Source organism: Corynebacterium incognita (assembly GCF_014217255.1).
Classification (GTDB): Bacteria; Actinomycetota; Actinomycetes; order Mycobacteriales; family Mycobacteriaceae; genus Corynebacterium; species Corynebacterium incognitum.
This window is the reverse complement of sequence record NZ_CP059404.1, coordinates 672,161-686,461: the sequence shown is the minus strand read 5'-3', so window position 1 is coordinate 686,461 and position 14,301 is coordinate 672,161. Positions and strand designations below refer to the sequence as shown.

General features: G+C 63.8%; 14 protein-coding genes. 10 read left to right on the top strand and 4 right to left on the bottom strand.

The window, feature by feature from the left end:
* Positions 1 to 33 precede the first annotated feature (33 nt).
* The 3 genes from H0194_RS03180 to clpX all read left to right on the top strand — a co-directional run bounded on the left by H0194_RS03180 (position 34) and on the right by clpX (position 3,913).
* Positions 34 to 1,347, top strand: a complete 1,314-nt coding sequence (locus H0194_RS03180) for an ABC transporter substrate-binding protein (protein ID WP_185176413.1) — start codon at positions 34 to 36, stop codon at positions 1,345 to 1,347.
* A 46-nt stretch (positions 1,348 to 1,393) separates the two neighbouring features.
* On the top strand, positions 1,394 to 2,488 hold the full coding sequence (locus H0194_RS03175; protein WP_185176412.1) for an ABC transporter ATP-binding protein: 1,095 nt from the start codon (positions 1,394 to 1,396) through the stop codon (positions 2,486 to 2,488).
* A 123-nt stretch (positions 2,489 to 2,611) separates the two neighbouring features.
* The gene (gene clpX / locus H0194_RS03170) at positions 2,612 to 3,913 is read left to right on the top strand and encodes an ATP-dependent Clp protease ATP-binding subunit ClpX (RefSeq protein ID WP_185176411.1); all 1,302 of its coding nucleotides are present in this window, start codon (positions 2,612 to 2,614) and stop codon (positions 3,911 to 3,913) included.
* Here the strand turns inward: clpX and H0194_RS03165 are convergent.
* A complete protein-coding gene (locus H0194_RS03165) occupies positions 3,910 to 4,647 on the bottom strand; it encodes a TetR/AcrR family transcriptional regulator (RefSeq protein WP_185176410.1) in 738 nt (245 codons plus the stop codon). The genes clpX and H0194_RS03165 overlap by 4 nt on opposite strands.
* Positions 4,648 to 4,856: 209 nt before the next feature.
* Here H0194_RS03165 and H0194_RS03160 point away from each other — a divergent pair, with 209 nt between their 5' ends.
* The 3 genes from H0194_RS03160 to H0194_RS03150 are packed head-to-tail and all read left to right on the top strand — an operon-like array spanning position 4,857 to position 9,576.
* Positions 4,857 to 7,559, top strand: coding sequence for a valine--tRNA ligase (locus H0194_RS03160; RefSeq protein WP_185176409.1), 2,703 nt, complete (start codon positions 4,857 to 4,859; stop codon positions 7,557 to 7,559).
* On the top strand, positions 7,559 to 9,109 hold the full coding sequence (folC, locus tag H0194_RS03155) for a bifunctional tetrahydrofolate synthase/dihydrofolate synthase (RefSeq protein ID WP_185176408.1): 1,551 nt from the start codon (positions 7,559 to 7,561) through the stop codon (positions 9,107 to 9,109). The genes H0194_RS03160 and folC overlap by 1 nt, the downstream gene beginning before the upstream one ends.
* Positions 9,106 to 9,576: a DUF4233 domain-containing protein gene (locus H0194_RS03150; RefSeq protein WP_185176407.1), complete on the top strand. Its 471-nt coding sequence runs from the start codon at positions 9,106 to 9,108 to the stop codon at positions 9,574 to 9,576. The genes folC and H0194_RS03150 overlap by 4 nt, the downstream gene beginning before the upstream one ends.
* On the opposite strand, the gene H0194_RS03145 is transcribed toward H0194_RS03150, so the two are convergent.
* Positions 9,573 to 10,484, bottom strand: a complete 912-nt coding sequence (locus H0194_RS03145) for a cation diffusion facilitator family transporter (RefSeq protein WP_185176406.1) — start codon at positions 10,482 to 10,484, stop codon at positions 9,573 to 9,575. The genes H0194_RS03150 and H0194_RS03145 overlap by 4 nt on opposite strands.
* A gap of 83 nt (positions 10,485 to 10,567) precedes the next feature.
* Here H0194_RS03145 and H0194_RS03140 point away from each other — a divergent pair, with 83 nt between their 5' ends.
* Positions 10,568 to 10,882 (top strand): hypothetical protein, encoded by a 315-nt coding sequence (locus H0194_RS03140; RefSeq protein ID WP_185176405.1) that lies wholly within the window; start codon positions 10,568 to 10,570, stop codon positions 10,880 to 10,882.
* A gap of 14 nt (positions 10,883 to 10,896) precedes the next feature.
* Positions 10,897 to 11,262, top strand: a complete 366-nt coding sequence (gene ndk, locus H0194_RS03135; protein ID WP_185176404.1) for a nucleoside-diphosphate kinase — start codon at positions 10,897 to 10,899, stop codon at positions 11,260 to 11,262.
* 134 nt (positions 11,263 to 11,396) lie between these two features.
* On the opposite strand, the gene H0194_RS03130 is transcribed toward ndk (H0194_RS03135), so the two are convergent.
* Together H0194_RS03130 and H0194_RS03125 are read right to left on the bottom strand one after the other, a co-directional pair.
* The gene (locus H0194_RS03130) at positions 11,397 to 11,672 is read right to left on the bottom strand and encodes a hypothetical protein (RefSeq protein WP_185176403.1); all 276 of its coding nucleotides are present in this window, start codon (positions 11,670 to 11,672) and stop codon (positions 11,397 to 11,399) included.
* Positions 11,673 to 11,727: 55 nt separating this feature from the next.
* The gene (locus tag H0194_RS03125) at positions 11,728 to 13,347 is read right to left on the bottom strand and encodes a purple acid phosphatase family protein (protein ID WP_185176402.1); all 1,620 of its coding nucleotides are present in this window, start codon (positions 13,345 to 13,347) and stop codon (positions 11,728 to 11,730) included.
* 195 nt (positions 13,348 to 13,542) lie between these two features.
* On the opposite strand from H0194_RS03125, the gene H0194_RS03120 reads away from it, so the two are divergent.
* On the top strand, positions 13,543 to 13,857 hold the full coding sequence (locus H0194_RS03120) for a hypothetical protein (RefSeq protein WP_185176401.1): 315 nt from the start codon (positions 13,543 to 13,545) through the stop codon (positions 13,855 to 13,857).
* A 14-nt stretch (positions 13,858 to 13,871) separates the two neighbouring features.
* Entirely contained in the window at positions 13,872 to 14,282 is a 411-nt protein-coding gene (gene ndk / locus H0194_RS03115) for a nucleoside-diphosphate kinase (protein WP_185176400.1), read from the top strand.
* Positions 14,283 to 14,301: the final 19 nt, after the last annotated feature.

The window sequence follows — 14,301 nt, the reverse complement described above, 5'->3', positions numbered from 1 at the left end:
ATCTCTCTACTTGTACTCATTTAAGGAGTTATCATGAAGCGTCGCGCTTTCCTGGCCATGCTTGGCCTGTCCGTTGCTACCACCACCCTGTCCGCTTGCGCCGGTACCGGCACCACCGCGAAGAAATCCGAAGGGGAGGGCGGCAAGGTCACCGAGCTTAACTGGTGGTCCAACCACCCAGGCTCGTCCAAAGACGTGGAGAAGGAACTCATCTCCCGCTTTGAGAAGGAGAACCCGGAGATCAAGATCAACCTCATCGATGCCGGTAAGGACTACGGCGAGGTTGCCCAGAAGTTCAACGCCGCGTTGACTGGATCCGATCTTCCCGACGTCGTGGTTATCGCCGACGTGACGTGGTACAACTTCGCCATCAACGGCCAGCTGGCCAACGTGGACGAGCTGGCCAAGGAGGCCGGCGTGGACCTGTCCAGCTACATCAAGCCGCTGTACGAGGACTACGCCTACGACGGCGGCCACTACGGCATGCCGTTCGCGCGTTCCACCCCGCTGTTCTACTACAACAAGGATGCCTGGAAGAAGGCTGGCCTGCCGGACCGTGGCCCGAAGGACTGGGAGGAGATGGAGGACTGGGCAGAGAAGCTTAAGAAGTCCGACTCCACGATGAAGCCTTTTGCGTGGGCTAATGGCGAGGGCTACCTGTCCTGGTACTTCCAGTCCGTCACCTGGTCCATGGGCGGCGCGTTCTCCGACGGCTGGGACTTCAAGTTCACCGATGACAAGACCGTTAAGGCCGTCGAATGGCTCAAGGAATTCACCGCGAAGGAGAAGGGCCTGTCCTACATGACCAAGGACCTGGCCATGGACTTCTCCTCCGGTTCCGTAGCGTCCATCGTGGAGTCCACCGGTTCGCTGGGTGGCGTGACCGAGAACGCCAAGTTCGAGGTGGGCACCGCGTTCCTGCCGAACCCGACGGGTGAGGGCGCCTGCCCGACCGGCGGCGCAGGCCTGGGCATCCCGGCGGGTATCCCGAAGGAACGCCAGCTGGCGGCAGTGAAGTTCATCGACTTCATCACCAACACCAAGAACACCGGCTACTGGTCCCGCAACGTTGGTTACATGCCGGTGCGTTCGGATGCTACCGAGGACGCGGAGCAGAAGAAGTTCATGGAGGAGAACCCGAACTTCGCCACCGCTATCGAGCAGCTGCCGGATACCCGTCCGCAGGACAACGCCCGCATCTTCCTGCCTAACGGCGACCAGGAGATCGGCGGCGCCTTGGAGACCATCGTGACCTCCCGCGCGGACGTGAAGAAGACCCTCGAGGATCTGCAGAAGAAGCTCGAGGGCGTGTACAACAACCAGGTTAAGCCGGTCGTTAAGGGCTAGTCCACGACTTTCGGCACGACACACAGTAGGGAAGTAAGGCATAACCATGGCAACTGTTCAATTCGACGCGGTATCTCGCATCTACACCAAGGGCGAAAAGCCGGCCGTCGATAAGCTCACCCTGGACATCGCGGACGGTGAGTTCCTGGTCCTCGTCGGCCCGTCCGGCTGCGGCAAATCCACCAGCTTGCGCATGCTGGCGGGGCTGGAGCCCACCGACGACGGCGCGATCCGCATCGGCGGCAAGGACGTCACCGGAGTGAACCCTTCGGATCGCGACGTTGCCATGGTCTTCCAGAACTACGCCCTGTACCCGAATATGACGGTGGCGGAGAACATGGGCTTCGCGCTGCGCAACCGCGGCGAGAAGAAGGATGTCATTGCGGCCAAGGTCCAGGAGGCGGCTGAGATTCTGCAGCTGGAAGATCTCCTGGACCGGAAACCCGCAAACCTCTCCGGCGGCCAGCGCCAGCGCGTGGCCATGGGGCGCGCGATCGTGCGTAACCCGGCCGTGTTCTGTATGGACGAGCCCTTGTCCAACCTGGACGCCAAGCTCCGCGTGTCCACGCGTGCGCAGATTTCCAACCTGCAGCGCCGTCTGGGAACCACCACGGTCTACGTCACCCACGACCAGACCGAGGCGATGACCATGGGTGACCGGGTCGCCGTCCTCAATGGTGGCGTGCTGCAGCAGGTTGCTACTCCGCGCGAGATCTACTCGCGCCCGGCCAACCTGTTCGTCGCGGGCTTTATTGGTTCTCCGGCCATGAATATCTACACCGTGCCGGTCCGTGACGGCGCCGTCGTCTTCGGCAACGTCACCGTTCCTGTCGCGGGCGTCGACCTGGCGGGGGCGGAGAAGGTCACCGTGGGCGTGCGGCCTGAGGATCTGCACCGCGCCACGGATGGCAAGGGCCTCGACGTCGTGGTGAGCCACGTGGAGGAACTCGGCTACGAGTCTTTCGCTTACTGCGAGCCGGTGGGCAACGCTGATATGACATCGAGCACCCACCTCACCGGTCTCACCGGAATCCGCCTCACGGATCGCGGTGGTGTGGACGTCGAGCAGCAGCTCACCGTGGCGCCAGACCCAGCGAAGCTGCATCTTTTCGACGCTGACACCGGAGATCGCTTGGTCTAAACAACTCCGCATCGCACCCCGCCACGCCAAGGAACAATTGGCCGGCGGGGTGCGTTGCGTTTACTAAGCTAGGCTGTAACTCCCAATATCTATCTGTGAAGAAAAGCGAGACTCGACACTTCTATGGCACACATGCAAGAAAGCGCCGACCTGCTCAAGTGTTCCTTCTGCGGGAAGAGCCAGAAGCAGGTGAAGAAGCTCATCGCCGGCGGCGGTGTTTATATCTGCGATGAATGCATTGAGCTGTGCAACGAAATCATCGAAGAGGAGCTCCTCAACACCAAGAACGAGGAGGAGGCCAAGCAGGAAACCCGCCTGCCGCGCCCCAAGGAAATCTCCGCGTTCCTCGACAAGTACGTCATCGGCCAAGACGACGCCAAGCGCATCCTGTCCGTGGCGGTATACAACCACTACAAGCGCATCAAGGCGGAAAGCCAGGCGTCGGTGAGCGATCGTCGCAAGGCGAAGGACCCGGACGACGCCGTGGAGATCGCTAAGTCCAACATCCTCATGCTGGGCCCCACTGGTTCAGGTAAGACCTACCTGGCGCAGACGCTGGCCCGCATGCTGGACGTGCCTTTCGCTATTGCCGACGCCACGAGCCTTACCGAGGCCGGCTACGTGGGCGAGGACGTGGAAAACATCCTGCTCAAGTTGCTGCAGGCCGCCGACTTCGATGTGGAGCGCGCGCAGCGCGGCATCATCTACGTGGACGAGGTGGACAAGATCACCCGCAAATCGGAGAACCCGTCGATTACCCGCGACGTCTCCGGCGAGGGCGTGCAGCAGGCGCTGTTGAAGATCCTGGAGGGCACCGTGGCGTCTATCCCGCCCCAGGGCGGGCGCAAGCACCCGAACCAGGAGTTCATCCAGCTGGACACCTCCAACGTGCTGTTCATCGTGGCCGGCGCCTTCGCGGGCTTGGAGAAGGTCATCTCTGAGCGCGTGGGCAAGAAGGGCCTGGGCTTCGGCGCGCAGCTGGAGTCCAAGAAGGAGCAGGAAGCCGAGAAGGATCTCTTCGCCGAGGTGCGCCCGGAGGACCTGGTGAAGTTCGGGCTCATCCCGGAGTTCATCGGCCGCCTCCCGGTGGTGGCCACTGTGGAGAACCTGGACCAGGAGTCCCTCGTGCGCGTGCTCACGGAACCACGCAACTCACTGGTGCGCCAGTATCAGGCGCTGTTTGAGATGGATGACGCGGATTTGCAGTTTGCCGACGGCGCGTTGGAGGCCATCGCGGACAAGGCCCTGGAGCGCAAGACGGGCGCCCGCGGTCTGCGCGCCATCATGGAAGAGGTGCTGGTGCCGGTCATGTACGACATCCCGGACGCCGAGACCCGCGCCACCGTGACCATCACCCCGGAGGTCATCACTGACGGCGCCGAGCCGGTCATCGAGTTCGCGGTCGCCGAGGAGCAGTCGGCTTAGGCGTAAGCGTCGTCGCTGTAGGCGTCGGTGGCGTAGATGTCCGCGGTCGCGTCCTCGTGGTCTGCCTCCGAGAGGTAGGACGAGTGCCCCGTGGCGGGCAGGTTTGAAGTGAGGAACGCGATGACCGCGTCGGTGGCCAGGCGATGGGCGCCGGCGCGATTGTCGTTGCTGTCCAGGGCGACGTCCCACACCCGGTCCATCATGCCGCGGTGCGAGATGTGCGCCATGGATAGCGTGGTCATGAGGTAGAAGATGTCCGCGGCGGAGATGCCGGGGCGGAAGGCACCCGCGTCCTGGCCGCGGATGAGCAATTTGTTCAGATACTTGGACAGCTCGGAGATCTGTTCCGCGGAGTCCTGCAGGGCCTCGCGGCCCGGCTTGTCGTGTTCCAGGCGCGCGAGCAGCTGGACCTCGGTGGGGTGTGCGGCCATGTGCTCGAAAGCGACGTCGATAAGCGCCCGCATGTCATCCACGGCGACGGGGGAGTGGGACTCCAAGGACGCGATGTCCGGGAGCACACGCTGCAGTGCCGTATCCACCGCGCGGTGGTAGAGCCCCGCTTTGTCCGTGAAGTGATAGTGGATCATACGCTTGGACATGCCGGACAGCGTGGAGAGCTTGTCCATCTTCGTCGCCGAGAAGCCCCGCTCGGCGAATTCGGCGATGGCAACACCGACCACCCGCTCCAAGGCGGCCTGGCCCTGGCGGGAGGAGCGGTGGGTCTGTGGCGTCATAGCGAAAGCCCCCTTTGTGATTGAGTCGCCGGTTATTACTGGTATTAGAGACGGGTCTACCTAGCAATCGTGCCCCAAAAGTGATTGCCGTGTTTGAATGTCTGCATTGTGTGGGTGAAAATGCCTGTTAGCGCGCCCAAATGGGGGTGAATCAGGCAAGGTGGCTGGTCGTGGGCGGGTGGTTTGCCTAAGCCGCTAAACTAGGACGGGTGACTGAGCAAAAAGTAGGCATCGACCGTTCCAACGAACTCCCCAAGTCCTGGAATCCGCAGGACCACGAGGAGGCGCTGTACGAAGGCTGGGTGAAGGCAGGTTATTTCACCCCTGACGCGGAGAGCGAGAAGCCCGCGTACTCCATTGTCCTGCCGCCGCCGAACGTGACCGGCCAGCTGCACATGGGCCACGCGTTAGACCACACGCTCATTGACTCCATTATCCGCCGCAAGCGCATGCAGGGCTTTGCTACCTTGTGGCTGCCGGGCGCGGACCACGCGGGCATCGCCACCCAGACCAAGGTGGAGGCCAAGCTCAAGGAGACCGAGGGCAAGTCCCGTTGGGACTACGAGCGCGAGGAATTCATCTCCAAAGTGTGGGAATGGAAGGAAGAATACGGCGGCACCATCCAGTCGCAGATGCGCGCCATTGGTGACTCCGTGGACTGGTCCCGCGAGCGCTTCACTTTGGACGAGGGTCTGTCGCGTGCGGTGCAGACCATCTTCAAGCAACTTTTTGATGCCGGGCTCATCTACCAGGCCAACCGTCTGGTCAACTGGTCCCCGGTGCTGGAGACGGCCGTCTCCGACATCGAGGTCGTCTACAAGGACGTCGAGGGCGAGCTCGTGTCCTTCCGCTACGGCTCCATGAACGACGACGAGCCGCACTTGGTGGTGGCCACCACGCGTGTGGAGACCATGCTTGGCGATGTCGCGATTGCCGTCCATCCCGAGGACGAGCGCTACCAGCACCTCGTGGGCACCGAGCTGCCGCACCCGTTCCGCGACGACCTCACGCTGAAAATCATCGCCGACGATTACGTGGATCCGGAATTCGGCACCGGCGCCGTGAAGATCACCCCGGCGCACGACCCCAACGACTACGCCATGGGCCTGCGCCATGACCTGGACATGCCGACGGTCATGGACACCACCGGGCACATCGCGGACACCGGCACCCGCTTCGACGGCATGACCCGCGAGGAAGCCCGCGTGGCCATCCGCGAGGCGCTGGCGGAGCAGGGGCGCATCGTCAAGGAAGTCCGACCCTACGTGCACTCGGTGGGCCACTCGGAGCGCTCGGGCGAAGCCATTGAGCCGCGCCTGTCGCTGCAGTGGTTCGTCAAGGTGGACGAGCTGGCGAAGATGTCCGGCGACGCCATCCGCGAGGGCGACACCACCGTCCACCCGCAGGCCCTGGAGCCGCGCTACTTCGAGTGGGTGGACGACATGCACGACTGGTGCATCTCGCGCCAGCTGTGGTGGGGCCACCGCATCCCGATCTGGTACGGGCCGGACGGCGACATCGTGTGCGTGGGCCCGGACGAGGAGCCCCCGGCGGGCTACGTCCAAGACGAGGACGTGCTGGATACCTGGTTCTCGTCCGCGCTGTGGCCGTTTTCCACGATGGGCTGGCCGGACAAGACCCCGGACCTGGAGAAGTTTTATCCCACTAACGTGCTGGTCACCGCCTACGACATCCTGTTCTTCTGGGTGGCGCGCATGATGATGTTCGGCACCTTCGCCGCCAAGCAGACCCCGGAGCTGCTCGGCGCGGGCAGTAACGGCCGCCCGCAGGTGCCGTTCACCGACCTGTACCTCCACGGCCTGGTGCGCGACGAACAGGGACGCAAGATGTCCAAGTCCCTGGGCAACGGCATCGATCCCATGGACTGGGTGCGCGACTACGGTGCGGATGCCTTGCGCTTTACCCTGGCGCGCGGCGCGAACCCGGGCGTGGATCTTCCAGTGGGCGACGACGCCGCCGCGGCCTCGCGCAACTTTGCCACCAAGCTGTTCAACGCCACCAAGTTCGCGCTCATGAACGGCGCAGGCCTGGCGGAGCTTCCCGCCCGCGAGGAACTCACGGACGCCGACCGCTGGATCCTGGACCGCGCGGAGGAAGTCCGCGTGAAGGTGGACGCCTACCTGGACGACTTCCAGTTCGCCAAGGCCAACGAGCTGCTCTACCACTTCGCGTGGGACGAGCTGTGCGACTGGTACGTGGAGATCGCCAAGACGCAGATCCCGCGCGACGAGGTCACGCTGCGCGGCACCAACACCCAGATCGTGCTGGGCCGCGTGCTCGACGTCGTGCTGCGCCTGCTGCACCCGACCATGCCGTTTATCACCGAGGTGCTGTGGAAGGCCCTGACCGGCGGCGAGTCCATCGTGGTCGCGCCGTGGCCGACGGCCGAGGACACCAACGGTGGCGTGGCGAAGGACGAGGCGGCCGCGCGCCGCATCGCGGATGCCGACAAGCTCATCACCGAGCTGCGCCGCTTCCGCGCAGATCAGGGCGTGAAGCCCTCACAGAAGGTGCCGGGCCGCCTGGACTTCGCTGCCGCGGATCTGGCCGGGCAGGAAGAGATGATCCGCAACCTGGCCAACACCACCGCGCCGGACGATGACTTCACTGCGTCCGCGACCATCGAGGTGCGCCTGTCGCAGGCCACCATCGAGGTCGCGCTGGATACCTCCGGGGCCGTGGACGTCGACGCCGAGCGTAAGCGCCTGGAGAAGGACCTGGCCAAGGCCAACAAGGAACTCGAGCAGACCGGCAAGAAGTTGGGCAACGAGGCCTTCCTGGCCAAGGCGCCGGACGAGGTGGTGGAGAAGATCCGCGAGCGTCGCCGCATCGCCGAGGAAGAGGTCACCCGCATCACTGCGCGACTCGACGGTCTGGGGGCGGCTCAGTAGTGGCTGACAACCAGCCGGACAATAATGGCGAGGAGCTCGAGATCGTCGACGCGCTCGCCGAAGGTACCGCCGACAGCCCGGTAGAGATCACCGAATCCGGACTCACGCTCAACCTCGGCGGCGGGCCGGAGGAGTACTCCGCGCCCGCGCCGCAGGAGGTCAGTGCGGAGGAGCTGCGCGCGCTCGCGGACGTCGACAAGCAACTCGATGCCCGCTGGCCCGAGACGCAGATCGAGCCCTCCCTGGACCGTATCCGGATGCTGATGGACTTGTTGGGCAACCCCCAGCACTCGTTCCAGACCATCCACGTGGCCGGGACCAACGGCAAGTCCTCGACGTCGCGGATGATCGAGTCCCTGCTGCGTTCTTTCCACCGCCGCACCGGGTTGTTCACCTCCCCGCACCTGCAGCGCGTGACCGAGCGCATCGGCATCGACGGCCAGCCCATCCACCCGCGCGATTACGTGCGCATCTGGGAGGAAATCAAGCCCTACGTGGAGATGGTGGACGCCCACTCGCAGGCCGAAGGCGGCCCCGCGATGAGCAAGTTCGAGGTGCTCGTGGCCATGGGTTACGCCGCGTTTGCCGACGCCCCCGTGGACGTCGCCGTCATCGAGGTCGGCCTCGGCGGCACATGGGACGCCACCAACGTCATTGACCCGGAGGTCGCGGTCATCACCCCAATCGGCCTCGACCACGTGGAGCTGCTCGGCGACACGTTGGAGGAGATCGCGGGCGAGAAGGCCGGCATCATCAAACCGCGCGCCGACCGCGACGAGGTGCTGACCCCGAACGAGAACATCGTGGTCATCTCCGAGCAGGAGCCTGCGGCCATGCAGGTGTTGCTCAACAAGGCGGTGGCCACGGATAACGCGGTGGCGCGCGCGGGCAGCGAGTTCGCCGCGCTGGAATCGCGCATCGCGGTCGGCGGCCAGCAGCTGACCATCCAGGGGCTCGGCGGCGAGTACGCCGACATCTTCCTGCCGCTGTCCGGTGAACACCAGGCGAAGAATGCCGCCGTGGCCTTGGCTGCCGTGGAGGCTTTCTTCGGCGCGAGCACCGGGCGCCCGCTGGACGTGGAGACGGTGCGTACCGGTTTCGCGGAGGCGGTCTCCCCGGGCCGGTTGGAGCGCGTGCGCACCAGCCCCACCACGTTCATCGACGCCGCCCACAACCCGCACGGCGCGAAGGCACTGGGCGCGGCGCTGGAGCGCGATTTCAACTTTGCGCGGCTCATCGGCGTCGTCGCTGTGCTGGGGGACAAGGACGCCGCGGGCATCCTCACCGCGCTGGAACCCTATCTTCACGAGGTGGTGATCACCCAGAACACCTCGCCGCGCGCCTTGGACGCCTACGAGCTGGCCGACGCCGCGCGCGACATCTTCGGCGAGGAGCGCGTCCACGTGACCGACACCCTGCCGGGCGCGTACGCCTTGGCGGTGGAGCTGGCCGAGGATGCGGAGATTCAGTCCGGCTCCGGTATCGTCATCACCGGTTCTGTGGTTACCGCGGGCGAGGCCCGCACGATGTTTGGAAAGGACCCCGCATGACCGACAACCTTCGCAAGGGTGCCCCGGGCTCCCACCCCGGTGCACCAAGGAACAACGAGTACGGCCCGCTCGGCCCCGGCAAGGACCCGGTCAAGGACCCGATGAAGGGGCTGCGCGGCATGCTCAACGGCGTGCTGATCATGGAGGGCATCTCCATCCTCTTGGCGCTGCTGGTGGTCCTGAAGGTGGAAGAAGGCGCGTACTGGACCACGTTTAACTGGGTCTTCATCACGGTCTTGGGCCTGGCGCACTTTGTGATGTGTGGTTTCCAGACCAAGCCCTGGGCGATGGCGGTTAACGTGGCTTTGCAAGTCATCGGTCTGTTCGGCTTCGCCATCCACTGGTCCGTGGGCGCGGTGGTGCTGATCTTCGCGCTGGTGTGGGCGTTCATGTTTCACCTGCGTTCTTCGCTGGTGGCCCGCATGGAGCGCGGTCTGCTCACCACGCAGCACCTGGGAACCGACTAGTCCCGGCAGTAGTCCTCGTGCGCCTGGTGCGTGGTCTCCTCGATTTGGATGGTGGAGTGCTCGATGCCGAAGTCGCGCAGTCGGGCCTGCGCGGCGTCGAGAAGCACCCCATTGTGCGACGCCGGGCAGGCGGAGACCAGGTGGCAGGTGGCCAGGGGAGTGCTACCGTCGATGCTCCACAGGTGCAGGTCGTGCACCGAATCCACGTGTTCTAAACCGTTGAGGGCGTCCTCGACCTCGCGGGCATCGATGCCCGCCGGGGAATTATTCAGCAGGACGCGCAGGGAATCGCGCACCAGCGCGAGCGCCCGCGGCAGCACGAGCCCCGCGATGATGAGCGACGCGATGGTGTCGGCCGGAACCCAGCCGGTGAAACGGATGATGAGGCCGGCGACAATGACCGCGACCGAGCCCAGCAAATCCGACAGCACGTGCAGGTACGCCCCGCGGAGGTTGAGGCTGTCGTGCTGGTGGCGGGTTAGGATGAGCGCGGAGACCGCGTTGGCCACCAAGCCCACTGTGGCGACCACGAGCATGATGCCGGTATCGATGTGCGGGGCGTCGCCACCCAGTCTGGTGAGCGCACGGACCGCGATCCACACCGCGATGCCGGTGACCACCACGCCGTTGACGGTGGCGGCGATGACCTCCACGCGTCGATAGCCAAACGTGGCCTTGTGGTCGGCGCGCCGCCGCCCCACTAACACCGCGATGAGCGCCAGCAGCAAGCCCGTGGAATCCGAGAGCATATGCATCGCGTCGGAGACCAGCGCGAGTGATCCGGACACCAGGCCGCCGATGACCTGCGCGATGAAGATGACCGCCGTGACTCCCAGGACCAGGAACAGCGCCCGCGTCGCGGACGGCGCGTGGCTGTGTGTACCGGGCTGGTGAGAGTGATCGTGCATACCCTCAGTGTAGGCCAGCGTCCACCTTATTGAAAACAAAATGAAAATCTGTGGCACGCTGCAGGGCCGCTACTATGGCAGGCATGCGCTCCGTTTCATTCGGAGTCTCCGCCCTCTTCTGCATCCTCGCCATCGTCCTCGTCCTCACCGGCCAGCCCCGCTGGATGGGGCTGATCGTCATCCTCTTGGCCGGCGTCTGCCTGTTCTACGGCCTATACCTGACCTATCAGAGCAAGGAAACCGGCCCTATTGAGCTTGACGATGACCAGCGCCGCACCATCCAGGATCTCCTCGCCGAAGGTAAGTTTGGTACGGCGGTTAACCAGGTGAAACTCTGGCACCGGCACGCAAGTACGGAGGAAGCGCAACGCATAGTGCGCGCACTTGATCAGCGTTAGGCACGATTGCGTACATGACTGAACGTACTCTCATCCTTATTAAGCCAGACGGCGTCAAGAACGGCCACGTGGGCGAGATCATTGCCCGCATCGAACGCAAGGGCCTCAAGCTCGTTGAGATGGATCTGCGCACCGCAGACCGCGAGACCGCTGAGAAACACTACGAGGAGCACAAGGACAAGCCTGTCTTCGGCGAGCTGGTGGACTTCATCACCTCCGCACCGCTGGTTGCAGGCATTGTCGAGGGCGAGCGCGCCATCGAGGCATGGCGTCAGCTGGCCGGCGGCACTGACCCAGTCTCCAAGGCCACCCCGGGCACTATCCGCGGTGACTTCGCACTGACCGTTGGCGAGAACGTCGTTCACGGCTCCGACTCCTAAGAGTCCGCCGAGCGCGAGATCGCTATCTGGTTTCCGAACCTCTAAACCGGCGCCACCAAAAAGTTCCTAGTCCGCACCCGAAGTTTGATGGGGTGGGACGAGGAACTTTTTGGTTTTTAGACGGGGTGCGGGGCTTAGAACGGGAGCTTGATGCCGTACTTCTTGGCCAGCTTCTTCAGATCGCCTACCGGCATGCCCTTGCCGAGCACCGCCATGCCGCCAGCCAGCGCGGCGATGATCGCCACCACGGCTGCGATGGCACCGCCTGCCGACGACCCGTTGGAGCTTCTGGCAGCGCTACCGTTGTTGCTGCCACCGTTCTTCTCGCCCTTGGACAGGGTGAATTCTTGGGCGTTCATGTTCCACCTGCGCTCGTCGCTGGTGGCGCGCATGGAGCGTGGCCTGCTCACTACCCAGCACCTCGGCACCGAGTAGTGAGCGCCGCCCCTGGCGGGGCGTGCCGGCTTAGAACTTGATGCCGTGCTGCTGGGCCAGCTTCTTCAAGTCCACGCCGGGGATCTTGAAGTTAGCGAACTGGCTAAGCGCCGCGCCGCCCAGGAAGGCAACCAGCATGAGCACCGGGGTCAGCCAGCCCGCGGAGCCGGTGGAGGATCCGCCCGAGGAGCCATCGGAAGAACCGTCCGAGGAACCACCGTCGGAGGCGCCCTTGGCCAGGGTGAACTCATCCACCAGGTCGCCGTTGAAGTCCTTGGTGGTCACCTTCAGCTCGTCGCCGGAGACCTCAATGTTGGTGTAGTCCGGCGAGAAGTTCTGATCCCACAGCGCGGTCCAGTAGCGCATGGAGCCGTCAGCCTTGGACTGCTCGTAGGTGTAGTCCTCCGGGCGGTCGCCCACGGCTGGGTCGTAGAAGTTGTAGAACTTCGAGCCGGACGCCGAGTTGAGGGTCAGGTACTGCACCTGGCCCTCCTCCGGGTGCAGGACCTCGCCGACCTTGTTCTCTGCCTCGGAGACAACCGGGCGGTTGCCGTCCATGAGGTGGGAACGGGTGTGGATGTGATCGTGGCCCGAGATGACCAGGTCCACGCCCATCTCCGAGTAGAAGCGGGTCATTTCGTCGCGCATCGCCATGACGTTGGTGTCCTCCTGGTGGTACGCCTGGGAGAACAGGGCGTGATGGAAGGTGACGATGATCCAGTCCTTGTCAGAACCAGCCTTCTCAATGGCGTCGCGCACGAACTGCTTGTCGTTTTCGTAGTCCCACCAGTGGTTGGAATCGAGGGAGACCACGAGAGAGTTGTTGTACTCATAGAAGTAATTGTGGCCATCAGCGCTCAGGTTCGGGCGGTTGTAGAAGGCGTTGTAGGAGGCCAAGTCGACGTCGTCGTGGTTACCGTTGTTCGGCGCTAAGCGGTACTGCTGCAGCTGCTCCGCGGAGGTGAATCCGTTGTGCTCCTGCTTGTTGGACTTGTTGGTCTGGTCGCCACCGGACAGGATGTAGGAAGTGTCCGGGAGTTCGGCGAACACCTGGTCCAGGTTGTTCGCCCACGCGGTGGCATCCGCCTCGGTACGCTCGTCTGGGGTGCCCTCGTAGCCAATGTTGCCGCCGGAGCCCAGCTGCGGGTCTCCGACAGCGAGGAAGTTCCACTCGTCACCGAAGGACTTGGTGGAGAACTCCTGCAACTCAGACCAGCCCGTGGCGTCCGAACCTACGCGGTAGACATAGGAGGTGTTTTCCTCCAGCCCGGTGATGACTGCCTTGTGCGAAGAGAACTTGCCGGTTTCGGTGCCGTCGTAGTCGTAGCTCACGGAAATGTCCGCGTTGGTGGAATCGGTCGCAACGGTGGTGCCCGCGGTGGCGATGTTGTCCGCTGTCACTTCGCCCGCAACGCCGAACTGCACGGACTGACCGGTGACATCCTTCTCGGTCAACCAGGACAGGTTGGCCTCGGTCTCGTCCGCGCCCACGCCGAAGACGATGTTCTGGATGCCGGTCTCATCGGTCACTCCGGGGATGTCCACGTAGGACACCGGATCCGATTCCTGCGCGAGGGCGGGAACGGAGGTGAAGGTGAGGGATACAGCCGTGATGCTGGCCGTGAGCGCGGTGACAAAGCGCTTCTGCATATGCTCTTGCTCCTTAGAGAGATGGATGGAGTTGTGGGGGGCCTTGTCCTAGGCAAGGCAGGCCGAAACTGATAATAAACTCAACACAGCCTTTTTGCAGTGCGTGCATAAATAGTGCTGTCTTCCGGGGAAAGTAGACTGCGTTGACTAGCAAGAGGCTAGGAAGCGTGCGGTGGGGTGGCTATTATCGAGCCCATGCGTCAAGGAATTTTTGTTCTCTCCGCCCTCTTCTGCATCCTCGCCATCGTCCTCGTCCTCACCGGCCAGCCCCGCTGGATGGGGCTCATCGTCTTGCTTCTCGCCGGAGCCTGCCTCGCGGCGGGCCTCTACCTGCAGTATCGGCAGGGGGCGAGCGAGTCGCCGGAACTCGATGAACGGCAGCGCGCGGTCATCTCGGACCTGTTGGCGGAAGGGAAGTACGGCACGGCGGTTAACCAGGTGAAACTGTGGAAGCGCAACGTTTCCCGAGAACAAGCGGAATCTATAGTGCGCGCACTTGATCAGCGTTAGGTACGATTGCGTACATGACTGAACGTACTCTCATCCTTATCAAGCCAGACGGCGTCAAGAACGGCCACGTGGGCGAGATTATCGCCCGCATCGAGCGCAAGGGCCTCAAGCTCGTTGAGATGGATCTGCGCACCGCAGACCGCGAGACCGCTGAGAAGCACTACGAGGAGCACAAGGACAAGCCTTTCTTCGGCGAGCTGGTGGACTTCATCACCTCCGCACCGCTGGTTGCAGGCATTGTCGAGGGCGAGCGCGCCATCGAGGCATGGCGTCAGCTGGCCGGCGGCACTGACCCAGTCTCCAAGGCCACCCCGGGCACCATCCGCGGTGACTTCGCACTGACCGTTGGCGAGAACGTCGTTCACGGCTCCGACTCCCCAGAGTCCGCCGAGCGCGAGATTGCTATCTGGTTCCCGAACCTCTAAAGCGGCGCTGAGCTAAGCG